Source organism: Geodermatophilus sp. SYSU D00696 (assembly GCF_054050235.1).
The window spans coordinates 1-22,486 of sequence record NZ_JBJGYY010000024.1 but is presented as its reverse complement, the minus strand read 5'-3'; the positions used below and the strand labels follow the sequence as shown (position 1 = coordinate 22,486).

Below are 22,486 nucleotides of genomic sequence, written 5' to 3'. Positions count from 1 at the left end.
CCGTGGGACCACCCACCTGGAGGACCCGTGCCGAAGACGCTGGCGGAGAAGGTCTACGACGCGCACGTCGTACGCCGTGCCGAGGGCGAGCCCGACCTGCTCTACATCGACCTGCACCTGGTGCACGAGGTCACCAGCCCGCAGGCCTTCGACGGGCTGCGCGCGGCCGGCCGCCCCGTCCGCCGTCCCGAGCTCACCATGGCCACCGAGGACCACAACGTCCCGACGCTGGACGTGCTCGCGCCGATCGCCGACCCGGTGAGCCGCGCGCAGGTCGAGGCGCTGCGGGCCAACGCCGCGGAGTTCGGCATCCGGCTGGCCCCGATGGGCGACCGCGACCAGGGCATCGTGCACGTCATCGGCCCGCAGCTGGGGCTCACCCAGCCGGGGATGACCATCGTCTGCGGCGACAGCCACACCTCCACCCACGGTGCCTTTGGCGCGCTGGCCTTCGGCATCGGCACCAGCGAGGTCGAGCACGTGCTGGCCACCCAGACGCTGCCGCAGAACCGGCCCCGGCAGATGGCGGTCACTGTCGAGGGCGAGCTGCCCGAGGGCGTCTCGGCGAAGGACGTGATCCTCGCCGTCATCGCCCGGATCGGGACCAACGGCGCCGCCGGCCACGTCATCGAGTACCGCGGCAGCGCCATCCGGGCGCTGTCGATGGAGGCGCGGATGACGATCTGCAACATGTCGATCGAGGCCGGTGCCCGCGCCGGGCTCATCGCCCCCGACGAGACGACGCTGGCCTACCTGCGGGGCCGTCCGCACGCCCCGCAGGGCGCCGACTGGGACGCCGCCGTCGAGCACTGGCGCTCGCTGCACACCGACGAGGGCGCCGTCTTCGACACCGAGGTCGTCATCGACGCCGCGGACCTGGCGCCGTTCGTCACCTGGGGCACCAACCCCGGCCAGGGCCTGCCGATCACCGGCCAGGTGCCCGACCCGGCCTCGTTCGCCGACGACAACGAGCGGCGCGCCGCCGAGCAGGCGCTGGCCTACATGGGCCTGACCCCGGGCACCCCGCTGCGGGAGATCGAGGTGGACACCGTCTTCCTCGGCTCGTGCACCAACGGCCGCATCGAGGACCTGCGGGTCGCCGCCGAGCTGCTGCGCGGCCGGCGCATCGACCCGGACACCCGGATGCTCGTCGTCCCCGGGTCGATCGGGGTCAAGGCGCAGGCCGAGGCCGAGGGCCTGGACCGGGTGTTCACCGAGGCCGGGGCCGAGTGGCGCGGCGCGGGGTGCTCGATGTGCCTGGGCATGAACCCCGACCAGCTGAAGCCGGGGGAGCGCTCGGCCTCGACCAGCAACCGCAACTTCCAGGGCCGGCAGGGCAAGGGCGGGCGCACCCACCTGGTGTCCCCGTCGGTGGCCGCGGCCACCGCGCTCACCGGGCGGCTCACCGCCCCGGCCGACCTGCAGCCCGCCGACCTCACCAGCGCCGGAGTCTGAGATGCAGCCGTTCACCACGCACACCGGCACCGCGGCCCCGCTGCGGCGCAGCGCCGTCGACACCGACCAGATCATCCCGGCCGAGTACCTCAAGCGGATCACCCGCACCGGCTTCGAGGACGGCCTGTTCGTCGCCTGGCGCACCAACGAGCCGGACTTCGTGCTCAACCAGCCGCAGTACGCCGAGGCCTCGATCCTGGTCGCCGGCCCCGACTTCGGCACCGGCTCCTCCCGCGAGCACGCGGTGTGGGCCCTGCTCGACGGCGGCTTCCGGGTGGTGGTCAGCTCGCGGTTCGCCGACATCTTCAAGAACAACTCGACCAAGTCCGGCCTGCTCACCGTCGTCCTCCCGCAGGCCGACGTCGAGGCGCTGTGGCAGGCGGTCGAGACGGACCCGGCGACCCCGGTCACGGTCGACCTCGAGGCCCGCCGGGTCACCTACGGCGACACGTCGGTGCCGTTCGAGATCGACGACTACACCCGCTGGCGGCTGCTCGAGGGGCTCGACGACGTCGGGCTCACCGAGCGGCACCTGGCCGACGTCGAGGCCTACGAGGCCCGCCGCCCGTCCTGGCTGCCCCGGACGCTGCCCGCCTAGGCGGGGGCGTCGGGGTCGGTGCCGAGGTCGCGGTAGTAGTCGGCCGACACCTGCCCGGATGGCCCCCCGAGCGCCCAGACGCTGCCCTTGGCCGCGGGCGGGGGCACCTCGGTGCCCCCGAAGCGCACGCCCAGGGACAGCAGCGCCGACGGGATCGCCCCGCCTTGGCTGCACACCACCCGCACGCCCGGGGTGTCGTCGTCCCCGCGCTCCAGCAGCCGGGAGAGCGCGGTCAGCCCCGCCTCCGGGTCGGCGCCGTACTCCTCCTCGCCGACCTCGGGCAGCGGCCGGATCTCCAGCCCGGTCCGCTCGGCGAGCGGTTCGAGTGTCTGCCGGCAGCGCACCCGCTCGGCGCTGTACAGCTCCAGCGGGCCGAACAGCGGCAGCACCGCGGCCAGCTGCGCGGCCTGCCGCCGGCCCTGGGCGTCGAGCGGGCGCTCCTCGTCGGGCCCGTCCCAGTTCTTGCGGCTGCCGGCCTTGGCGTGCCGCACCAGCAGCAGCGACGGCGCCCGCGGGACGTCGTCGCGGGCGAGGTCGATGAGCACCGCACGGTCGTGGGCGTGGGTGACCAGCGCCGCGGCGTCGTCCACCGGCAGCCAGCGCAGCTCGTCGACCTCGTCGCCGGGCTCGAACGTCTTGCCGCCCACCGCCTGCATCAGCCAGTAGTCGACGTGCTTGGGGCCCGCGGCCACCTCGTAGTGGGTGCGCACGCTGCGCCGGCCGGCCACCACCTCCAGCGCGGTCTCCTCGCACACCTCGCGGACCGCGGCGGCCAGCGCGTTCTCCCCGGCGTCGAGCTTGCCCTTGGGCAGCGACCAGTCGTCGTAGCGCGGGCGGTGGACGACGACGGTCTCGATGCCCCCGCCCTCGGCCGGGCGCCACACCGCGCCCCCGGCCGCCGCGACGACGGTCCGCGTCCGCTCAGCCGGCATGCTCGGTCACCGCCTTGACCAGTGCGGCCTGGTAGTCGACCTCGCCGGTGCGGGCCCAGGCGCCGTCGGGACCCAGCTCCCAGCACTGCACGCCCGGTGCCATGGCGGCGTCGAACACCCGCCCGAGCTCGCGCTGCGCGGGGTCGTCGCACACCCGCAGCAGCACCTCCACCCGCCGGTCGAGGTTGCGGTGCATGAGGTCGGCGCTGCCGATCCACCACTCCGGCTCGCCGCCGTTGACGAACGCCATGACCCGCGAGTGCTCCAGGAAGCGGCCGACGACCGAGCGGACCCGCACGTTCTCCGACAGCCCGGGCACGCCGGGGCGCAGGGTGCAGATGCCGCGGATGAACAGCTCCACCGGCACGCCGGCGCGCGAGGCCTCGTAGAGCGCGTCGATGATCCGCTCGTCGACCAGCGAGTTGACCTTGATCCGGATGCCGGCCGGCCGGCCCTGGGCCGCGTGCCGGGCCTCGCGGCGGATCTTCTCGACCAGCCCCGTGCGGATGCCGTGCGGGGCCACCATCAGCTGCCGGTAGGCGGTCTGGCGGGAGTACCCGGTGAGCACGTTGAACAGGTCGGTGAGGTCGGCGCCCACCCGCGGGTCGGCGGTGAGGATGCCCAGGTCCTCGTACAGCCGCGCCGTCTTGGGGTTGTAGTTCCCGGTGCCGATGTGGCAGTAGCGGCGGATCACGCCGCTCTCCCGCCGCACGACCAGCGCCGTCTTGCAGTGCGTCTTCAGGCCCACCAGGCCGTAGACGACGTGGCAGCCGGCCCGCTCCAGCGACCGGGCCCAGCTGATGTTGGCCTCCTCGTCGAACCGCGCCTTGATCTCGACGAGGACGACCACCTGCTTGCCGAGCTCCGCGGCGGTGATCAGCGCGTTGACGATGGGGGAGTCGCCGGAGGTGCGGTAGAGCGTCTGCTTGATCGCCAGCACGTGCGGGTCCTCGGCGGCCTGCTCGATGAAGCGCTGCACGCTGGTGGCGAACGAGTGGTACGGGTGGTGCACCAGGACGTCGCCCTCCCGCAGCGTGGCGAACACGCTCTTGGGCGTCTCGCCCTCCGACAGCCGCGGGTGGGTGGCCGGCACGAACGGCTCGTCCTTGAGCTCCGGACGGTCGATGTCGTACAGCGCCCACAGCGAGGCCAGGTCGAGCAGTCCGGGCACGGTGACGACGTCCTGCGGGCTGACCTCGAGCTCGGAGACGAGGACGTCGAGGATCTGCGGGTCCATCGTCTCGGTGACCTCGAGCCGGACCGCGGGCCCGAACCGGCGGCGGGCGAGCTCGCGCTCGAGGGCCTGCAGGAGGTCCTCGTCGCGGTCCTCCTCGACCTCGAGGTCGGCGTTGCGGGTGACCCGGAACAGGTGGTGGTCGATGACGTCGAGACCCGGGAACAGCTGCGACAGGTGCGCGGCGATGAGGTCCTCGAGCGGCAGGAACGTCGCCTGCGGGTCCGCCGACCCCACCGGCACGAACCGCGGCACGTTGTTGGGCACCTTGAGCCGGGCGAACCGCGGCGCGCCGGTCTCGGGGTCGCGCACCACGACGGCAAGGTTGAGCGACAGGCCGCTGATGTAGGGGAACGGGTGGGCCGGGTCGACCGCCAGCGGGGTGAGCACCGGGAACACCTGGTCGCGGAAGTACTCGCGCAGCCGCCGGGTCTCGGTCTCGGCGAGGTCGTCCCAGTGGACGATCCGGATGCCCTCGGCCTCCAGCCGCGGCGTGACGTCCTGCTCGAAGCACACCGCGTGCCGGTGCACCAGCTCCTGGGTGCGCTCGGTGACCCGGGCCAGCTGCTCGCGGATGGTCAGCCCGTCGGGGGAGCGGACGGTCAGCCCGGTGCTCAGCCGCCGCTTCAGCCCGGCGATGCGCACCATGTAGAACTCGTCGAGGTTGCCCGCGAAGATCGCCAGGAACTTGACCCGCTCGAGCAACGGCAGCGACACGTCCTCCGCCAGCTCGAGCACCCGGGCGTTGAAGTCCAGCCACGACAGCTCGCGGTTGAGGAAGCGGTCGGGCGGCAGGGCCGCGCCGGCCTCCGGCGCGGCGGGGCGCTCGGGCCCGGCGATCGGGGAGGTCGTCTCGGCTACCACGACGTCATCGTGCCCCACGCGGGTGAACGACGAGGGGCGCCGGACTCAGGCCGCCGGCCGGGGCAGCCGCGGGAGCAGGGCCGCCGTCGCCGTCCCGAGGCCGAGCCCCGCGGCCTCGCGCAGGTCGGCCGGGGTGTCGACGTCGCGGCGCAGCCCCGGCCAGTCCCCGGTCAGCGCCCGCGCCCCCGAGGCGGCGTGCGCGGCGGCCGAGCCGCGGCCGAAGCGCGGGTCCAGCGGCACGCCGACCGCGCTGAGCAGCGTCGTGCCGGTCGCGGCCGCGTCGGCGACGAAGCCCCGCGGGACGGCGGCGGCCGCCGCGAGCGCGCCGGCCAGCTCCCCGGGTCGCAGCGCCGGCAGGTCGGAGGAGAGGGCGGCGACGGCGGCCGACCCGGTGGCCCGCGCGCCGTGCGCCAGCGCCGGGTTGAGCCCGCGGTCGGGCTCGTCGGGCACGGTCCGCGCCCCCAGCACCCGCACCGTGGCCGCGGCGCGCTCGTCGTCGGTGACCACCACGACGTCGGTCACCGCCGGGCAGGCCAGCGCCGCCGCGACGGTGTCGGCGAGCAGCGCCAGCACGAGCTCGGCGTGCAGGCCGGGCCCGCCGGCCCGGTCGCCGCCGGTCAGGGGCGCCAGGCGGGTCTTGGCCGCGCCGAGCCGCTTCGCCGGGACGACCAGGGACCACCGCACGGCCCCATGTGAGCACACCGCCGACGACGCGGGACCCCCGGTGCGCACACCGGCCCCGGTCAGGGTCGATCATGGGCCGGTCGTTCCGACGAGGGAGTGGGGATGCCGGTGACCGAGGACCCGAGCCCGGGGACCCCCGCGGTCCCGGGGCAGCCGGCACCGCGGGTGCTGCACGAGCGCGGGCGGCTGCCCTGGTCGCTCCGGCTGGCCGTCGTCGTGGTCTACCCGGTGGCCTCGCTGCTGTTCCGGCTGCGCTACCGGCACGGCGAGCGGCTGCCGCGCACCGGGCCGGTGCTGCTGGTGGTCAACCACGTCTCGGTGCTCGATCCGCTGGCCTGCGCCCGGCTGGTGTACGACAACGGCCGGATCCCGCACTTCCTGGCCAAGGCGGCGGTGTTCAGGGGACTGGCCGGGAGGATCCTGCGCGACGCCGGGCAGATCCCGGTGGCCCGCGGCTCGTCGGAGGCGCGGGGCGCGCTGGCCGCGGCGGCCGCCGACCTCGAGGCGGGCAACGTCGTCGTCATCTACCCGGAGGGGTCGGTGACCCGCGACGCGCAGTGGTGGCCGATGCAGGCCCGCACCGGCGTGGCGCGGCTGGCGCTGACCACCGACGCGGTGGTGCTGCCGGTGGCCCAGTGGGGCCCGCAGCGGGTGCACGACTACCACACCAAGCAGTTGCACCTGCGGCTGCGGACGCCCACGCACTACTCCGTCGGCGAGCCGGTCGACCTGGCGGCGCTGCGCGCTGAGGTCCGCGCCGGGCGCCCGCTGACGCCCGACCTGCTGCGCGAGACGACCGACCTCATCATGGGCCGGGTGCGTGACCTCCTGGCCGACCTCCGCGGCGAGCCCGCGCCGCTCGGCTTCGCCCCCCGCCCGCGCCGGGAGCTGCCCGGCGACGTCCCGGGGAGCGCCGCGTGAGCGGGGTCCGCGCCGCCGTCCTGGGGGCGGGGTCCTGGGGCACGACCTTCGCCAAGGTGCTCGCCGACGCCGGCTGCACGGTCACCCTGCACGCGCGCCGCGCGGAGCTGGCCGCGGCGATCACCGAGACCGGCGAGAACCCCGACTACCTGCCCGGCGTCCGGCTGCCCGGCTCGCTGAAGGCCACCACGGACGCGGCCCGGGCGCTCGACGGCGCCGACGTCGTCGTGCTCGCCGTCCCCTCGCAGTCGCTGCGCGCCAACCTCGGGGAGTGGACGCCGCTGCTGCCGGACGGCGCCACGCTGCTGTCGCTCATGAAGGGCATCGAGCTGGGCAGCACCAAGCGGATGAGCGAGGTCATCTGCGAGGTCACCGGCGCCGGCCCGGACCGGGTGGCGGCGCTGTCGGGCCCCAACCTCGCCCGCGAGATCGCCGAGGAGCAGCCGGCGGCCACCGTGATCGCCTGTCCCGACCCCGAGCGCGCGGCCACCGTGCAGGCCGCCTGCCACACGCCCTACTTCCGGCCCTACACCAACACCGACCTGGTCGGCTGCGAGCTCGGCGGGGCGGTGAAGAACGTCATCGCGCTGGCCTGCGGCATCGCCGAGGGGATGGGCTTCGGCGACAACACCCGCGCCTCGCTGATCACCCGCGGGCTGGCCGAGACCGCTCGGCTGGGCATCGCGCTGGGCGCGGAGCTGACCACCTTCGCCGGGCTGGCCGGTCTCGGTGACCTGGTGGCCACGTGCAGCTCGCCGCTCTCGCGCAACCGCACGTTCGGGGAGAAGCTCGGCCGCGGCCAGTCGCTGGAGGAGGTGCAGGCCACCACCCGCCAGACCGCCGAGGGCGTGAAGAGCTGCCGGCCGGTGCTCGACCTGGCCCGCGCGCACGGGGTCGACGTCCCGCTCACCGAGGCGGTCGTCAAGGTGTGCCACGAGGGCGTCCCCGCCGGGGCGGTGCTGAAGGAGATCATGAGCCGGGAGGCCAAGCCCGAGTGAGCCTCGCCGAGTGGGGGGACGGCACCCGGTCGGTCCGCGCCGGCGAGGCGCCCCCGGTGCCCGGGACGCCGCTGCGTCCCTCGCCGGTGTTCGCGGCGCCCTTCCACCTCGGCGACCTCCCGCCCCGTGCCGGCGGGGCCGACGCCTACGCCCGCACCGAGCACCCCACCTCCCGCGCGTTCGAGGCCGCCGTCGGGGAGCTCGACGGCGGCCGCTGCCTGTCCTTCGCCACCGGCATGGCGGCGATCACCGCGGCGGTGCTGGCGCTGGTCTCGGCCGGGGACCGGCTGGTGCTGCCCTCCGACGGCTACTACACGACCCGGCTGCTCGCCCGCGACGAGCTCGAGCGGCTCGGCATCCGGGTCGAGTACGTGTCCACCCTCGAGATCGCCGACGTCGCCGCCCGCGGTGACCTCGACGGCGCCCGCATGGTGTTCCTCGAGACGCCGAGCAACCCGCAGCTCGACGTGTGCGACGTCGCAGCCGTCGCCCGGGCCACCCGCGCCGCCGGGGCGCTGCTCGCCGTCGACAACACCACCGCCACCCCGCTCGGGCAGCGGCCGCTCGTGCTGGGCGCCGACCTGACCGTCGGCGCCGACACCAAGGCGCTCACCGGGCACAGCGACCTGCTGCTGGGGCACGTCAGCACCTCCTCCGAGGAGGTCCACGACCGGCTCAGGGGCTGGCGCGACCACACCGGGGCCACGGCGGGCGCGTTCGACGCCTGGCTGGGGCACCGGTCGATGAGCACGCTGGACCTGCGGCTGGCCCGCCAGGGCGCCACCGCCGCCGCGGTCGCCGAGGTCCTGGCCGCGCACCCGGCGGTCACCGGCGTCCGGTGGCCCTGGCGCCCCGGGGACCCCTCGTACGCGCTCGCGACGCGGCAGATGCTGCGGCCGGTCGGCGTCGTCTCCGCCGAGCTCGCCGACGAGGCGGCCGTGTCCCGCTTCCTCGCCGCGGCCCGGCTGTGGACGGCGGCGACCAGCTTCGGCGGGGTGCACAGCACGGTCGACCGCCGGGCGCAGTGGGGCGGTGACGCGGTGCCCGGGGGGTTCCTGCGCTTCTCCTGCGGCATCGAGGACACCGCCGACGTCGTCGCCGACCTCACCGCCGCGCTCGACGCCGTCTCGGCCGCCGTCTGACCCGGATGAGCCGCACCACCCTCGACCGCGTCCTGGCCGGCGGCCCGGTGCTCCACCACGGGCGCGAGGGCGCCTACCGGGCGCTGGCGTGGGCCGCGGGGGAGCCGCACCGCGTCCGCCGGGACCTGGTCGGCCCGACCTGGCAGCCGCCGCGGCGGGGCGTGCGGGCGCTGGCGTGCCTGGCGCACGTCACCGACCTGCAGCTGGCCGACGTCTGCTCCCCGGCGCGGTTCGAGTTCTTCCACCGCTTCGAGGCCGATCCGCGGATGCGCGCGCTGGTGCCGATGCACCGGCCCCAGGAGGCGCTGACCGCGCACGCCGTCGACGCGTTGGTGCGCACCCTCAACGGCCTGGCCGGCGCCCCGCGCACCGGGGAGCCGCTGCAGCTGGTGGTCACCACCGGCGACGCCATCGACAACGCCCAGTGGAACGAGCTGGAGCTGTTCCTGGCCGTGTTGCGTGGGGGAGCGGTCCACCCGGGGGCGGGGCTGACCGCCTACGACGGCGTGCAGGCCTCCGGCTGGCCGCACGACCTGTTCTGGCGGCCCGACGACGACGGCGGGCTGTACCGCGAGCGGTTCGGCTTCCCGGCGCGGCCGGGCCTGCTGGAGGCGGCGTTCGCGGCGTTCGCCGCCGAGGGGCTGCGGGTGCCGTGGCTGAGCTGCCACGGCAACCACGAGGCGCTCATCCAGGGCGTCGGCGTGCCCACGCCCGCCCTGGCCGCGGTGCTCGAGGCCGGGCGCAAGCCGGTCGACGTCGACCCGGCCGTGCCGCTGGAGGACGCGCTGGCGCTGTTCACGCACTCCTCGGAGGTGTTCACCACCGCCGTCTCCCGGCCGGTCACCCCCGTGGCCGACCGCCGGTTCATCGACCGCCGCGCCTTCGTCGCCGCCCACCTCGCCGACGGTGGGCAGCCGGCCGGGCACGGGTTCACCGAGGAGAACCTGCGTGCCGGCACCGCCTACTACGCCTGGGACGGCGTGCCCGGCGTGCGGGTCGTCTGCCTGGACACCACCCGGGTCACCGGCGGTGCGGCCGGCTCCGTCGACGCCGTCCAGGCGCGGTGGCTGGAGGAGCGGCTGCAGGAGGTGTCGTCGTCGGCGCCCGGCCCGGACGGCACGCGGGTGGCCACCGGGAACGCCGACCGGCTCGTGGTGCTGCTGTCCCACCACGGCTCGAGCACCCTGACCCGCTCCGACGCCCTCGGCGGCCGCCCCGTGGCCGGCGACGACGCGCTCGGCGCCCCGGAGCTGCTCCGGCTGCTGCACCGCTGGCCGAACGTCGTGCTGTGGCTCAACGGGCACACCCACGTCAGCGCCGTGCGGGCGTGGGCGCACCCCGACCAGCCCGGCCGCGGGCTGTGGGAGGTGGCCACCTGCGCCGTCGTCGACTGGCCCGGTCAGGCCCGGCTGGTCGAGGTCCTCGACAACGGCGACGGCACGCTGTCGCTGGTCTGCACGATGGTCGACCACGGCAGCCCGGCCCGGCCGCCGGAGGCCGGCGACCCCGCCGCGCGGGAGCCGGCCGCGCTGGCGTCGCTGCACCGCGAGCTGGCGGCCAACGTGCCCGGGACGGGGCTGGGCTCGGCGCTGGCGGGCACGCCCGCCGACCGCAACGTCGAGCTGGTCGTGCGCGCCCCCTTCTGAGCCCGGGCCGCCGGGGTGGTGTGCGCTTCCGGTGCGTCCTGCGCCCGGGACGTGCCGCGGGCGCACATCACCGCGGCACCGCCCTGCTCCCCGGCGGGGTCAGGCCGCGCTGCGGGCCGCCTTGCGCCGGCGGTGGGCGGCACGGGCGGTCAGCCAGCCGCTGAAGGCCAGGTAGTAGACGACGTAGGCGAACGAGAGCACCACCACGACCGGGTGCGGGTCGGGGTACTGCACCAGCAGGACGCCGTAGGTCACCAGCCACACCACGGTCAGGCCCATGCTCACCGGCCACAGCGCCTCGGTGCGCGAGGGGTAGAGGTAGCGCACCGGGACGAACACCAGGACCGAGAAGACGACCAGCGCGGCGGCGACCACCGGCTGGGGCACGTCGAGGACGACGACGTAGAAGGCGACGACGTTCCAGTAGCTCGGGAAGCCCAGGAAGGTGTGGTCGTCGGTCTTCGCGTCGACCCGGCAGAACTGGTAGCTGGAGGCCAGCAGCGGCAGTGCGCCGAGCAGCCAGCCGAGCGGGCCGTGCGGGAGGGCGCCGGTGGTCCACAGCAGCACCACGGGCGCGAAGACGTAGGTCAGGTAGTCGACGATGTTGTCGAGCAGGGCGCCGTCGAACCAGGGGATCGTCTCCTTGACCCGTGCGCGGCGCGCGAGCATCCCGTCGGTGCCGTCGACCACCAGCGCGGCCAGCCCGATCCACAGCGCGGTGACCGCCTCGCCCTCGACCGCGGCGAGCACGACCAGCAGCGCCAGCACCGAGCCCAGGGCCGTGTAGGCGTGCACCGCGGCACCGGCCAGCCGCAGGGACAGCGGATGGCGAGGTGTACCGGGATCCCCCTGGTGCGCCGTCGCCGCCGGAGGCCGGGGGTCCACCGGAGGGGCCGCGTTCTCCCGCATCGCGAGGAGGTTCCCACACCCGGCGGGCCGGAACCCCCGCGGCAGCCGCGGGAGGGGCGGGGGCGTCGACTAGGGTCGGCCGCGATGAGCGGGACAGGCAGGGTGCGCGTCGCGGTCGTGTTCGGAGGGCGCAGCGCCGAGCACGCCATCTCCTGCATCTCGGCGGGGAGCGTGATCGCCGCCCTGGACCCGGAGCGCTACGAGGTCGTGCCGGTCGGCATCGCCCGCGACGGCCGGTGGGTGCTCCCCGAGGCCGGCCAGCGCCTGGCGATCACAGACGGGCAGCTGCCCGAGGTCACCGGCGGGACGGCGGTGTCGCTGGTCGGCGACCCGGCCGCACGCGGACTGGCCGTGCTCGAGCCCACGGCCGCGATCGGGCCGGCGCTCACCGAGGTCGACGTCGTCTTCCCCGTCCTGCACGGCGCCTACGGCGAGGACGGCACCGTGCAGGGGCTGCTCGAGACGAGCGGGCTGCCCTACGTCGGGTCGGGCGTGTTCGCCAGCGCCGCCTCGATGGACAAGGAGTTCACCAAGAAGCTGCTGGCCTCCGCCGGGCTGCCCCAGGGCGACCACGTGGTCCTGCGCGACGCCGGCGGCGCGGTCCGCCCCGACCCCGACGTGCTCACCGCGGCCGACCGCGAGCGCCTCGGGCTGCCGGTGTTCGTCAAGCCCTCGCGCGCCGGGTCGAGCATCGGCATCACCAAGGTCACCGACTGGGCGCAGTTCCCGGAGGCGGTGGCCACCGCGGCCGCCGTCGACCCGAAGGTCGTCGTCGAGGCCGCCGTCCCCGGCCGGGAGATCGAGTGCGGGGTGCTCGCCGGCCCCGACGGCGGGCCGCCCGAGGCCAGCCTCCCCGCCGAGATCCGGCTGCGGCCCGGCACCGACTGGTACGACTTCAGCGCCAAGTACCTCGAGGACGCCGTCGAGTTCGACGTCCCGGCCGACCTGACCCCCGAGCAGACCCGAGCGGTGCAGGAGGCCTCCTGCCGGGCCTACCGCGCCCTGGACTGCGAGGGCCTGGCGCGGGTCGACTTCTTCCTCGCCACCGGCCCCGACGGTGTCGACCGCCTGGTGGTCAACGAGGTCAACACCATGCCCGGCTTCACCCCGATCTCGATGTACCCGCGGATGTGGGCGGCCAGCGGGGTGTCCTACCCCGAGCTGGTCGACCGGCTGGTCGCCTCCGCGCTGGTGCGGGCGGGCCGGCCGGCCCCCCGGTGACCTCCGGCGCGTGCGCCGTGCCGGCGGCCGCGTTGCTGGCCGGGGCGCTCGCGCTGGCCGGCTGCACCCCCACCGAGGCCGGTACCGCCACCGCGAGCCCGGCCTCGCCGACGCCGAGGTCGGCCGAGGAGCTCGGCGACCTGGTGCTCACCGAGGTCCCCTCCGGCCTGCCGCGGATCCCCGACGGCGACCTGCAGCCCCCCGCCGGCGCCAAGACCGTCGACGACGTCGCCTCCTACGCCGAGGACCCGCAGCGGGAGCGGACGGTGCTGCGCGACTACGGCTACCGCTACGGCTGGGAGCGGTTCTGGGGCTCCACCACCGGCCCGTTGACCAGCGTCTTCCTCGACCAGTTCGACGACCACGGCGGCGCGAGCACCTACGCCCGCGACCTCGCCGGCAACGACGCCGAGGTCTACGACGGCGTGCTCAGCCACGACCCCGACGACCTGCCCGCCGGCTGCAGCACGCTCACCGTGCCCGAGGCCGACCCCGAGACCGGCCTGGCCGGACCCACCGCCTTCGCCTGGTGCGGGCACGGCGCGTTCAGCGTCGCGGTGACCGTCGTGGCCGACAGCGAGCAGGCGGCCACCGAGCAGGCGCGCGACGTGGTGCTCGCCCAACTGGCCGAGCTGCCCCCGGCCTGAGCGGGCTCAGCGGGGCGCGAGCGTGGCGCCGAGGACGTCGCTGAGCGCCGTCACCGGGGCGCTGTCGACGTCGGGCGGCAGGCTCACCTGCACGTACACGACCCGGTCGACCGCGGTCCACACGGTGGCGCCCGGGTCGGACTGGTCGACGAACCAGGTGATGCCGTTGATGGTGAACAGGCCCTCGCCGGGGACCAGGCCCTCCGGCTGCGGCACGCCGCACACCAGCACGACGGCGGGGTCGCCCCAGGCGGCGGCGTAGGGCGTGTCGGAGTCGACCAGGCGCGCGGGCTCGCCCAGCAGGTCCAGCGGCAGCGCGCCCATCAGCGCCGGGCAGTTCGCGTCGGCCTCGGGGGTCGGCGGCGGGACGTCGACCGGCAGCACCGGCAGGTCCTCGCGCTGCTCGCCGGAGCCGCTCACGTCGGCCACGGGGGAGCCGTCGTCCCCGCCGCCCGCGTCGTCCCCGAGGACCCGCACCAGCACGAGCACCACGACGAGCACCGGGACGACGACGGCCACGCTGAGCAGGGCCAGCCGGCGCAGCGGGTCGGGGCGGACGGGGGCGGGCGCGGGCTCCCGGTCGCGGGGCGCGTCCTCGGCGGGGGAGTGCTCGCTCAGCGGCTCAGATGTGGACGACGGGGCAGGTCAGCGTGCGGGTGATCCCGTCGACCGACTGCACCCGAGCCACGACCAGCCGGCCGAGCTCGTCGACGGTCTCGGCCTCGGCGCGGACGATCACGTCGTAGGGGCCGGTGACGTCCTCGGCCTTCGTCACCCCGGCGATCTCGGCGATCGTCGTGGCCACCTGGGCGGCCTTGCCGACTTCGGTCTGGATCAGGATGTAGGCGTGGACCACGGATCGACCTTCCTCGGGCAGCACGTCCGGCGGCTCCCCGGCCCCGGCTGGTGGACTCGCCCGCAACCTACCGCAGCAGGGGGAGGGCACCGGTGACACGGCCCCGACCGCTGACCGGGCGCGGCGACCTCGCCGACACCGTGCGGGTGGTCGGCGAGTTCGGCGTGATCGCCCGGGTCGTGGCCCGCGCCGGGTCGGCCGCGGTGGCCGACGTCGGCCCGGGCGACGACGCGGCGGTGCTGCGGGTGCCCGACGGGCGGGTGGTCGCCACCACCGACGTGCTGGTCGAGGGGCGGCACTTCCGCCGCGACTGGTCCTCCGCGGAGGACGTGGGCCACAAGGCCGCGGCCGCGAACCTCGCCGACGTCGCCGCGATGGGCGGCACGGCCACCGCGCTGCTGGTCGGCCTCGCCTGCCCGGCCGACACCCCGACGTCGTGGCTGGAGGGGGTGGCCGCCGGCATGGCCGCCGAGTGCGCGCCGCTGGGCGCCGCCGTGGTCGGCGGGGACACCGTGGCCTCGGCCCCCGGCAGCGGCGCGGTCGTGCTGTCGGTCACCGCGCTGGGCGACCTCGGCGGGCGCGCGCCGGTGCTGCGCTCGGGCGCCCGTCCCGGCGACCTCCTGGCGGTGGCCGGGCGGCTGGGCTGGTCGGCCTGCGGGCTGGCCGTGCTGCGCCGCGGCTTCAGCAGCCCGCTGGCCGCGGTCACCGCGCACCGGCGGCCCAGCCCGCCCTACGCCGCCGGCCCGGCGGCGGCCGACGCCGGTGCCACCGCCATGTGCGACGTCAGCGACGGGCTGCTCGCCGACGCCGGGCACCTCGCGGCCGACAGCGGTGTGGTCGTCGACGTCGACCGGGCGGCGCTGGTGCGCACGATGCTCGAGCCGCCGGGCCCGCTGCAGCAGGTGGCGGCCGCGCTCGGCGCCGACCCGCTGGCCTGGGTCCTCACCGGCGGCGAGGACCACGCGCTGCTGGCCACCTTCCCGCCGGGCACCGTGCTGCCGGGGGGTTGGGCGGTGGTCGGGGAGGTCCGGGAGGGCACCCCCGGGGTGACGGTGAGCGGCGAGCCGGCGGCCGACGTCGCGCTGGCCGTGGGAGCGGGGAGGACCGGGCATGTCCACTTCGGCTGAGCACCGGCTGCGCGACGGGTCGGCCGCCCGGCTGCGCGCGGTGCCCTACGACGACCCCGTCGCGCGCGACCTCGTGGCCCGGGTGCAGCAGGAGTACGTCGACCGGTACGGCGGGCCCGACGGCGCCGTCGTCGACCCCGCCGAGTTCGTGCCGCCGGCCGGGCTGTTCCTCGTGGCCGAGGTGGGCGGCCGGCCCGCCGGGTGCGGCGCCTGGCGCCGGCACACCGAGGGGGACGCCCCTGGCGTCGTCGAGGTCAAGCGGGTCTACGTCGACCCCGCGTTCCGCCGGCTGGGCCTGGCGCAGGTGCTGGTGCGGGCGCTGGAGGACTCCGCCCGCGACGCGGGGTACCGATCGGTGGTGCTCAACTCCGGGGACCGCCAGCCCGAGGCGCTCGCGCTGTACGCGGCGATGGGCTACCGGCCCGTCCCGGGGTACGGCATCTACGCCGGTGAGCCGGGCGCGGTGTTCCTGGGCCGGGACCTGGGCCGGGCCCCGGCGGGAGAGGAGCGGCCGTGGGCGTCGTGACGATCTCCGCCTCGTACGGGGCGGGTGGCCCGGAGGTGGGCGCCGCCGTCGCCGAGCTGCTGGGACTGGCCTTCCACGACCGCGCGATCCCGGCGCAGGTCGCCGGCCGGCTGGGGGTCTCCCAGGACGACGCCGAGGCCAACGACGAGCGCGTCGTCCGCGGGCTGTGGCGCCTGGTCGCCTCGCTCGGGGCGATGCCCGACCCGGTGGGCGGCGTCATGCCGACGACGGGGGAGCCTGACGAGCGGGCCTACCGCGAGCAGACCGAGCGGGTGCTGCGGGAGATCGCCGACGGCGCCGGCGGCGTGGTCCTCGGCCGCGCCGGCGCGATGGTGCTGCGGGACCGGCCCGACGTGCTGCACGTGCGGCTCGACGGCCCGCCGGAGGCGCGGCTGCGGGCGGCGGTCGAGCGCTACGGCCGGCCCGAGGAGGAGCTGCGGCAGGAGATGGAGGCCAACGACCGCACCCGCGAGGCCTACGTGCGCCACTACTACCGGTGCGACCCGGCGGCGGCGCGGCACTACCACCTCGTCGTCGACGGGACGGCGCTGCCGCTGCCGGCGGTCGTGGACCTGGTGGTCACCGCCGCCCGCGCGAAGGGCGTCACCCGGGCCTGACCCGGGTGCGCACGCGAAGGACCCCGGAGGTCGGCGACCTCCGGGGTCCTGGCGAGATGCTGGAACGGCCACCCTTCAGGGGCCCGCGCCGAGCGGAGCGAGGCGTGGGGGGAAGGGTGGTCCTTCAACTAGGCGCGGACGACCTTGCCCGCGCGGATGCACGAGGTGCAGGCGTTGATCCGCTTGCGGGTGCCGGGGGCGACGAGCGCCCGCACCGACTGGATGTTCGGGTTCCAACGGCGCGGCGTGCGGCGGTGCGAGTGCGACACCGACATACCGAAACCGGGCCCCTTGCCACAGACATCGCACACGGCAGCCACGGTGGATCACTCCCAGAGAATCGCTCGAAAGACGGCGGTGCGCCGACGGCGACCGCGAGACCGTCGACCATCCTAACCGCTCGGGCGCGCGGACGCCGCCGAGCCCTCCGGTCGCCGTCGCCGGGGCCGCACCGTCGGCGTCCCTGGGTACCCTCCGGCCGTGCTGCAGGCGCTCGACGACGCCGCGGTCGGACAGTGGTGCCGCACCGCGGTCACGGCGCTGTCCGCGGCCCGCGACCGGCTCGACGAGCTCAACGTCTTCCCCGTGCCCGACGGCGACACCGGCACCAACCTGCTGCTCACCGCCCAGGCGGCGCTCGCCGCGCTGGACGATCGCGGCGAGGGCGCCGAGCCGGCCTGGGCCGCGCTGTCCCGCGGCGCGGTGCTGGGCGCCCGCGGCAACAGCGGCACCATCCTCGCCCAGCTGCTGCGCGGCCTGTCCGACCAGCTCGCCGACGCCGGACCCGCCGACGGGCCCTCCCTCGCCGCCGCGCTGCAGAAGGCCGCCGAGGGCGCCTACTCGGCGGTCGCCGACCCCGAGGAGGGCACCTTCCTCACCGTCGCCCGCGCCGGTGCCGAGGCCGCGGTCACCGCCGTCGCGGAGCAGCGCACCGGCCTGGCCGACGTCGTCACCGCGGCCGCCGACGGCGCGCGGACGGCGCTGGAGGCCACCCCCGGCCAGCTCGACGTGCTGCGTGACGCCGGCGTGGTCGACGCGGGCGGCGCGGGCCTGTGCGTGGTGCTCGACGCGCTGGTCACCACCGTCACCGGCGTCGAGCCGGCCCGCCCGCCGCTGGTGCCGCGCCGGTCCCGCCCCGCCGACCCGGCCGCGGTCCCGGCGCAGCCCCCGGCCGGCCCCGGCAGCGAGGTGCAGTACCTGCTCGCCGACGCCGACGACGCCGCGGTCGCCGTGCTGCAGAGCCGCCTGGCCGCCCTCGGCGACAGCCTGGTCGTGGTCGGCGTGGACACCCCGTCCGGCCGGCAGTGGAACGTGCACGTGCACACCAGCGACATCGGCGCCGCCATCGAGGCCGGCATCGAGGCCGGCCGGCCGCACGGCATCAGCGTCACCCCGCTCGCCCCCGTGCTCCCGCCCCCGCCGGTGCCCGGCCGCCGGGCGGTCGTCGCCGTCGTCCCCGGCGAGGGGCCGGCCCGGCTGTTCGCCGCCGTGGGCGTGCGCGCGGTCCCCTGCGGGCCCGCCGGCGTCACCGCCGACGAGGTGCTCGCCGAGGTGGTCGCGTGCTCGGCCGCCGAGGTGGTCGTGCTGCCCAACGACCCCGCGCTGACCCGCGCCGCCTCCCGCGCCGCCGAGCGTGCCCGCGAGCTCGGCCGGGAGGTCGCCGTCGTGCCCACCCGGTCGCCGGTGCAGGGGCTGGCCGCCGTCGCCGTCGCCGACCCCGCCCGCCGGTTCGGCGACGACGTCATCGGCATGGCCGAGGCCGCGGCCGCCACCCGCTGGGCCGAGGTCACCGTCGCCGAGCAGGAGGCGCTGACCAGCGCCGGCCCCTGCCGTCCCGGCGACGTGCTGGGCGCGGCGGAGGGCGACGTCGTGGTCGTGGGCCGGGAGCTCGCCGCCGTCGCCTGCGACCTGCTCGACCGGCTGCTCTCGGCCGGCGGGGAGATGGCCACGCTGCTGGTCGGCCCCGACCCCGCGCTCGGCGACGCCGCCTGCGCGCACCTGGCCGCCGCGCACCCCACCGTCGAGGTCGTGCGCTACGAGGGCGGGGCCGCGATCCCGCTGCAGATCGGGGTGGAGTGAGTGGCCGTCACCCTCGACACCGAGCTGTCCCGGGTCCTCGGCGCCAAGACGGCCAAGGCGATGGCCGAGTCGCTGGACCTGCGCACCGTCCGCGACCTGCTGCGCCACTACCCGCGCCGCTACGCCCGCCGCGGCGAGATGACCCGCCTCGACGACCTGCAGGTCGGCGACCGGGTGACCGTGCTCGCCCAGGTCAGGCGGGTGACCAGCCGGAAGATGCGCAACCGGCCCGGCACGCTCACCGAGGTCACCGTCGGCGACGGCGCCGGTGAGATGCAGCTGGTCTTCTTCAACCGGAAGTTCGGGAAGCTCGAGCAGGGCGCCTGGGGACTGTTCGCCGGCACGGTGGGGGAGTACCGCCGGTCCAAGCAGTTCGCCCACCCGGACTTCCACCTCATCAGCGGCGACGACGACGAGGACTGGGCGCGCGCGCTCATCCCGATCTACCCGGCGAGCAAGGACGTCTCCAGCTGGGTGCTCCAGAAGTCGGTGAAGCTGCTGCTCGACGCGGCCGGCGGGTTCGGCTTCGTCGAGGACCCCCTGCCCGAGGACCTGCGCGCCCGGCACGGGCTGCTGAGCCTCCCGGCCGCGTTGCTCGACATCCACCGGCCCACCACGGCCGACGACGTCGAGCGCGCCCAGGACCGGCTCAAGTGGGACGAGGCGATCACCCTCCAGCTCGTCCTGGGCGCCCGCCGCCGCGCGGCCGCCCTGGAGCCGGGCACCGCGCGCCCGCGCCGTCCCGGCGGGCTGCTCGACGCCGTCGACGCCGCGCTACCGTTCGCGCTCACCGAGGGCCAGCGCGAGGTGGGCGAGGAGCTGGCCGCGGAGCTCGCCCGCGACACCCCGATGCACCGCCTGCTGCAGGGCGAGGTCGGGTCGGGCAAGACCGTGGTCGCGCTGCGGGCGATGGCGCAGGTCGTCGACGCCGGCGGTCAGGCCGCGCTGCTGGCCCCCACCGAGGTGCTCGCCGCGCAGCACGCCCGCAGCATCGGCGCGATGCTCGGCCCGCTCGCCCGCGCCGGGGAGCTCGACGGCGACCCCGCCGGGACGCGGGTCGTGCTGCTCACCGGCTCGCTGAAGGCCGCGGCCCGCCGCGAGGCCCGCGCCGCGGTGGCCGACGGCAGCGCCGGCATCGTCGTCGGCACGCACGCGCTGCTGCAGCAGGGCGTCGACTTCGCCGACCTCGGCCTGGTCGTCGTCGACGAGCAGCACCGGTTCGGCGTCGAGCAGCGCGACGCGCTGCGCGCCAAGGGCAACCGCCCGCCGCACGTGCTGGTCATGACGGCCACCCCGATCCCGCGCACCGTCGCCATGACCGTCTACGGCGACCTGGAGACCTCGACCCTGCGCCAGCTACCCGGCGGCCGCGGCGGCGTGGCCAGCTCGGTGGTGCCGGTCAGCGACAAGCCCGCCTGGCTCGACCGCGCGTGGGAGCGGCTGCGCGAGGAGGTGGCCGCCGGGCGCCAGGCCTACGTCGTCTGCCCGCGGATCGGCGACGAGGACGCCGGCAGCGAGGACGAGCCCGACGAGACCGACGCTCCGCAGGAGGGCGGCGGCGACGGCGACCGGCGCCCGCCGCTGGCCGTCCTCGACGTCGCCGAGGCGCTGGGCGAGGGACCGCTCGCCGGGCTGCGGCTGGCGGTGCTGCACGGCCGCATGACGCCCGAGGCCAAGGAGGCGACCATGCGCGCCTTCGCCGCCCGCGAGGTCGACGTCCTGGTCGCCACCACCGTCGTCGAGGTCGGCGTCGACGTGCCCAACGCCACGGTGATGGTCGTCATGGACGCCGACCGGTTCGGGGTCAGCCAGCTGCACCAGCTGCGCGGCCGGGTGGCCCGCGGGAAGCACCGCGGCCTGTGCCTGCTGGTCACCGAGGTCCGCGAGACGACGGCGACCGGGCAGCGGCTGGCGGCCGTCGCAGGCACCTCCGACGGCTTCGAGCTCGCCCGCGTGGACCTCGAGACCCGGCGCGAGGGCGACGTCCTCGGCGCCGCCCAGTCCGGCCGGCGCTCGACGGTCAAGCTGCTGTCGCTGCTCGAGGACGAGGAACTGATCGCCGCCGCCCGCGCCGAGGCCACCGCGCTGCTGGCCACCGACCGCGGGCTCGCCGACCACCCGGGGCTGGCCGCCGAGGTCGCCGCGCTGGCCACCGACGAGCGGGCCGGCTACCTCGAGAAGGCGTGACCCGGATCATCGCCGGCGCGGCCCGCGGGCGGCGGCTGAAGGTGCCGCCCAGCGGCGTGCGGCCCACCGGCGACCGCGCCCGCGAGGGGCTGTTCAACAGCCTGGGCACGCTGCTCGACCTCGACGGCGCCACCGTGCTCGACCTCTACGCCGGCTCCGGGGCCCTCGGCCTGGAGGCGCTCTCCCGCGGCGCGGCCCGGGTCGTCCTCGTCGAGAACGGCCCGCGGGTGCTGCCGGTGCTGCGCGCCAACGTCGCCGCCGTCGGGCTGCCCGGCGCGCGGGTGGTCACCGGCTCGGTGCCCGCCCTCGTCGCGGGCCGGCCGCCGGAGCGCTTCGACCTCGTGCTCGCCGACCCGCCCTACGCCGTCCCCGCCGCACAGGTGCGCGGCGTGCTCGAGGCGCTGGTCGCGGGGGAGTGGCTGGCGCCGGGGGCGGTCGTCGTCGTGGAGCGGCCGGCCCGCGAGGAGCCGTGGGAGTGGCCGACACCCCTCGCCGGGATCCGCGACCGCCGCTACGGGGAGGCGCTGCTCCGGTACGGTCGGCTGCCGTGAGGCGAGCGGTCTGTCCCGGGTCGTTCGACCCGGTCACCAACGGCCACGTCGACGTCATCACGAGGGCCGCCGCGCTGTACGACGAGCTCGTGGTCGCCGTCCTGGTCAACCCCGGCAAGGCCGGGCTGTTCAGCCTCGACGAGCGGATGGACCTGCTGCGCGACGCGGTCGCCGACCTGCCGAACGTCGTCGTCGACAGCTTCAGCGGACTGCTCGTCGACTACTGCCGCAGCCACGGCATCCCGGTGGTGGTCAAGGGCCTGCGCGCGGTCGGCGACTTCGAGTACGAGCTGCAGATGGCGCAGATGAACCGCGAGCTCGCCGGCGTCGAGACGCTGTTCGTGCCCACCGCCCCGCAGGTCGGCCACCTGTCCTCCAGCCTGGTCAAGCAGATCGCCACCTTCGGCGGCGACGTCTCCCGGCTGGTGCCGAAGGCCGTCCTCGACCGGCTGCTGGCCAAGCGGGACGCCGCGCCGTGACCGAGGTCGTGTACCGGCTCTACGAGACCGTCGACGAGCTCAGCCGGGTCATCGAGAGCGCCCGCAGCGTGCCCATGTCGGGCTCGTGCATGGTGCCGCGCGACCAGCTGCTCGACCTGCTCGACGACCTCCGGGAGAACCTCCCCGACGAGGTGCACGCCGCCGGCGCGATCGTGGAGCAGCGCACCGAGATCCTCGAGCAGGCCCAGGCCGAGGCCGAGCAGCTCACCGGTCGCACCCGCGAGGAGGCCGACCGGCTTGTCGCCGCCGCCCGTCGGCAGCGCGAGGAGGTCCTCGGCACCGCCCGCCGGCAGCGCGACGAGCTGCTCGCCCGCGCCCGGGCCGAGGCCGAGGACCTGCTCGCCCAGGCCGAGGCCGAGGCCGACCGGCTGGTCGCCGAGGCGCGCGCCCACCACGAGGCGCTGCTCGCCGACGGCGCGGCGCAGCAGGCGGAGATGATCGCCGCCGCCGAGGCCGAGCACGAGCGGCTGGTCACCGAGACCGAGGTCTACCGCGGGGCGGTCGCCCGCGCCGACGAAATGGGCGCGCAGACCGTCGCCGAGGTCAACCGGATGCGCGCCGAGGTCGACGAGTACGTCGACACCCGGCTGGCCGACTTCGGCAGCACGCTCGAGCGGATGCTGCGCTCCGTGGAGAAGGCCCGGGAGACCCTCCGGGAGCCCTGAGGCCGGTCGCGCGACGATCAGGTGACCTGATCCCCGGGCGTGGGCCCCCCCCCCGCCCCCCCCCGGGCGCGGCCCCCCCCGCCCCCCCCCCCCGGTGAGGCCCCCCCCCCGCCGCCCGCGGCCCCCC

The 22,486-nt window shown here is 76.3% G+C and carries 23 protein-coding genes; 16 read left to right on the top strand and 7 right to left on the bottom strand.

The features are described from left to right. Positions 1 to 27 precede the first annotated feature (27 nt). Both leuC and leuD read left to right on the top strand, forming a co-directional pair. Positions 28 to 1,455, top strand: a complete 1,428-nt coding sequence (leuC, locus tag ACI79O_RS15800; protein WP_456890525.1) for a 3-isopropylmalate dehydratase large subunit — start codon at positions 28 to 30, stop codon at positions 1,453 to 1,455. A 1-nt stretch (position 1,456) separates the two neighbouring features. Further along, complete coding sequence (leuD, locus tag ACI79O_RS15795) at positions 1,457 to 2,053, top strand: 3-isopropylmalate dehydratase small subunit (protein ID WP_456914618.1); 597 nt, start codon at positions 1,457 to 1,459, stop codon at positions 2,051 to 2,053. Here the strand turns inward: leuD and ACI79O_RS15790 are convergent. The 3 genes from ACI79O_RS15790 to cofC are packed head-to-tail and all read right to left on the bottom strand — an operon-like array spanning position 2,050 to position 5,767. Next, on the bottom strand, positions 2,050 to 2,985 hold the full coding sequence (locus ACI79O_RS15790; RefSeq protein ID WP_456914617.1) for an NUDIX hydrolase: 936 nt from the start codon (positions 2,983 to 2,985) through the stop codon (positions 2,050 to 2,052). The genes leuD and ACI79O_RS15790 overlap by 4 nt on opposite strands. Continuing rightward, a complete protein-coding gene (locus tag ACI79O_RS15785) occupies positions 2,975 to 5,083 on the bottom strand; it encodes an RNA degradosome polyphosphate kinase (RefSeq protein ID WP_456890528.1) in 2,109 nt (702 codons plus the stop codon). The genes ACI79O_RS15790 and ACI79O_RS15785 overlap by 11 nt, the downstream gene beginning before the upstream one ends. Positions 5,084 to 5,128: 45 nt before the next feature. Beyond that, positions 5,129 to 5,767: a 2-phospho-L-lactate guanylyltransferase gene (gene cofC / locus ACI79O_RS15780; protein WP_456875521.1), complete on the bottom strand. Its 639-nt coding sequence runs from the start codon at positions 5,765 to 5,767 to the stop codon at positions 5,129 to 5,131. Positions 5,768 to 5,869: 102 nt separating this feature from the next. Between cofC and ACI79O_RS15775 the strand changes: the two genes are divergently transcribed. The 4 genes from ACI79O_RS15775 to ACI79O_RS15760 are packed head-to-tail and all read left to right on the top strand — an operon-like array spanning position 5,870 to position 10,474. Continuing rightward, a complete protein-coding gene (locus tag ACI79O_RS15775; RefSeq protein ID WP_456890529.1) occupies positions 5,870 to 6,688 on the top strand; it encodes a lysophospholipid acyltransferase family protein in 819 nt (272 codons plus the stop codon). Continuing rightward, on the top strand, positions 6,685 to 7,686 hold the full coding sequence (locus ACI79O_RS15770) for an NAD(P)H-dependent glycerol-3-phosphate dehydrogenase (protein ID WP_456890530.1): 1,002 nt from the start codon (positions 6,685 to 6,687) through the stop codon (positions 7,684 to 7,686). The genes ACI79O_RS15775 and ACI79O_RS15770 overlap by 4 nt, the downstream gene beginning before the upstream one ends. Continuing rightward, positions 7,683 to 8,828, top strand: coding sequence for a cystathionine gamma-lyase (locus ACI79O_RS15765; RefSeq protein WP_456890531.1), 1,146 nt, complete (start codon positions 7,683 to 7,685; stop codon positions 8,826 to 8,828). Before ACI79O_RS15770 ends, ACI79O_RS15765 begins: the two co-directional genes overlap by 4 nt. Before the next feature lie 5 nt (positions 8,829 to 8,833). Continuing rightward, positions 8,834 to 10,474 carry a TIGR03767 family metallophosphoesterase gene (locus ACI79O_RS15760; protein WP_456914616.1) on the top strand — a complete coding sequence of 547 codons (1,641 nt, stop codon included), beginning with the start codon at positions 8,834 to 8,836 and terminating at the stop codon, positions 10,472 to 10,474. A 99-nt stretch (positions 10,475 to 10,573) separates the two neighbouring features. Here ACI79O_RS15760 and ACI79O_RS15755 read toward each other — a convergent pair whose 3' ends face one another. Next, positions 10,574 to 11,269 (bottom strand): CDP-alcohol phosphatidyltransferase family protein, encoded by a 696-nt coding sequence (locus tag ACI79O_RS15755; protein WP_456914615.1) that lies wholly within the window; start codon positions 11,267 to 11,269, stop codon positions 10,574 to 10,576. Between the two features lie 198 nt (positions 11,270 to 11,467). Between ACI79O_RS15755 and ACI79O_RS15750 the strand changes: the two genes are divergently transcribed. Both ACI79O_RS15750 and ACI79O_RS15745 read left to right on the top strand, forming a co-directional pair. Further along, a complete protein-coding gene (locus tag ACI79O_RS15750) occupies positions 11,468 to 12,604 on the top strand; it encodes a D-alanine--D-alanine ligase family protein (RefSeq protein WP_456914614.1) in 1,137 nt (378 codons plus the stop codon). After that, positions 12,601 to 13,251: a hypothetical protein gene (locus ACI79O_RS15745; protein WP_456914613.1), complete on the top strand. Its 651-nt coding sequence runs from the start codon at positions 12,601 to 12,603 to the stop codon at positions 13,249 to 13,251. The genes ACI79O_RS15750 and ACI79O_RS15745 overlap by 4 nt, the downstream gene beginning before the upstream one ends. Before the next feature lie 6 nt (positions 13,252 to 13,257). Here the strand turns inward: ACI79O_RS15745 and ACI79O_RS15740 are convergent, their stop codons facing one another. Next, the gene (locus tag ACI79O_RS15740) at positions 13,258 to 13,770 is read right to left on the bottom strand and encodes a DUF3515 domain-containing protein (protein ID WP_456890536.1); all 513 of its coding nucleotides are present in this window, start codon (positions 13,768 to 13,770) and stop codon (positions 13,258 to 13,260) included. A gap of 103 nt (positions 13,771 to 13,873) precedes the next feature. Then, positions 13,874 to 14,107 carry an Lrp/AsnC ligand binding domain-containing protein gene (locus tag ACI79O_RS15735; protein ID WP_456890537.1) on the bottom strand — a complete coding sequence of 78 codons (234 nt, stop codon included), beginning with the start codon at positions 14,105 to 14,107 and terminating at the stop codon, positions 13,874 to 13,876. Positions 14,108 to 14,199: 92 nt separating this feature from the next. On the opposite strand from ACI79O_RS15735, the gene ACI79O_RS15730 reads away from it, so the two are divergent. The 3 genes from ACI79O_RS15730 to ACI79O_RS15720 are packed head-to-tail and all read left to right on the top strand — an operon-like array spanning position 14,200 to position 16,377. After that, positions 14,200 to 15,234, top strand: coding sequence for a thiamine-phosphate kinase (locus ACI79O_RS15730; protein ID WP_456890538.1), 1,035 nt, complete (start codon positions 14,200 to 14,202; stop codon positions 15,232 to 15,234). Beyond that, complete coding sequence (locus tag ACI79O_RS15725; protein ID WP_456914612.1) at positions 15,218 to 15,760, top strand: GNAT family N-acetyltransferase; 543 nt, start codon at positions 15,218 to 15,220, stop codon at positions 15,758 to 15,760. The genes ACI79O_RS15730 and ACI79O_RS15725 overlap by 17 nt, the downstream gene beginning before the upstream one ends. Next, complete coding sequence (locus ACI79O_RS15720) at positions 15,748 to 16,377, top strand: cytidylate kinase-like family protein (RefSeq protein ID WP_456914611.1); 630 nt, start codon at positions 15,748 to 15,750, stop codon at positions 16,375 to 16,377. Before ACI79O_RS15725 ends, ACI79O_RS15720 begins: the two co-directional genes overlap by 13 nt. A 128-nt stretch (positions 16,378 to 16,505) precedes the next feature. On the opposite strand, the gene rpmB is transcribed toward ACI79O_RS15720, so the two are convergent. Next, positions 16,506 to 16,688, bottom strand: coding sequence for a 50S ribosomal protein L28 (gene rpmB, locus ACI79O_RS15715; RefSeq protein ID WP_456875508.1), 183 nt, complete (start codon positions 16,686 to 16,688; stop codon positions 16,506 to 16,508). A 169-nt stretch (positions 16,689 to 16,857) separates the two neighbouring features. Between rpmB and ACI79O_RS15710 the strand changes: the two genes are divergently transcribed. The 5 genes from ACI79O_RS15710 to ACI79O_RS15690 are packed head-to-tail and all read left to right on the top strand — an operon-like array spanning position 16,858 to position 22,359. Further along, positions 16,858 to 18,456, top strand: a complete 1,599-nt coding sequence (locus ACI79O_RS15710; protein ID WP_456914610.1) for a DAK2 domain-containing protein — start codon at positions 16,858 to 16,860, stop codon at positions 18,454 to 18,456. Further along, positions 18,457 to 20,643 carry an ATP-dependent DNA helicase RecG gene (gene recG / locus ACI79O_RS15705; protein WP_456890543.1) on the top strand — a complete coding sequence of 729 codons (2,187 nt, stop codon included), beginning with the start codon at positions 18,457 to 18,459 and terminating at the stop codon, positions 20,641 to 20,643. It begins immediately after the preceding gene. Then, positions 20,640 to 21,194 (top strand): 16S rRNA (guanine(966)-N(2))-methyltransferase RsmD, encoded by a 555-nt coding sequence (rsmD, locus tag ACI79O_RS15700; protein WP_456890544.1) that lies wholly within the window; start codon positions 20,640 to 20,642, stop codon positions 21,192 to 21,194. The genes recG and rsmD overlap by 4 nt, the downstream gene beginning before the upstream one ends. Then, the gene (coaD, locus tag ACI79O_RS15695) at positions 21,191 to 21,673 is read left to right on the top strand and encodes a pantetheine-phosphate adenylyltransferase (RefSeq protein WP_456890545.1); all 483 of its coding nucleotides are present in this window, start codon (positions 21,191 to 21,193) and stop codon (positions 21,671 to 21,673) included. The genes rsmD and coaD overlap by 4 nt, the downstream gene beginning before the upstream one ends. Then, the gene (locus ACI79O_RS15690; RefSeq protein WP_456890546.1) at positions 21,670 to 22,359 is read left to right on the top strand and encodes a hypothetical protein; all 690 of its coding nucleotides are present in this window, start codon (positions 21,670 to 21,672) and stop codon (positions 22,357 to 22,359) included. Before coaD ends, ACI79O_RS15690 begins: the two co-directional genes overlap by 4 nt. The last annotated feature ends 127 nt before the right edge of the window (positions 22,360 to 22,486 follow it).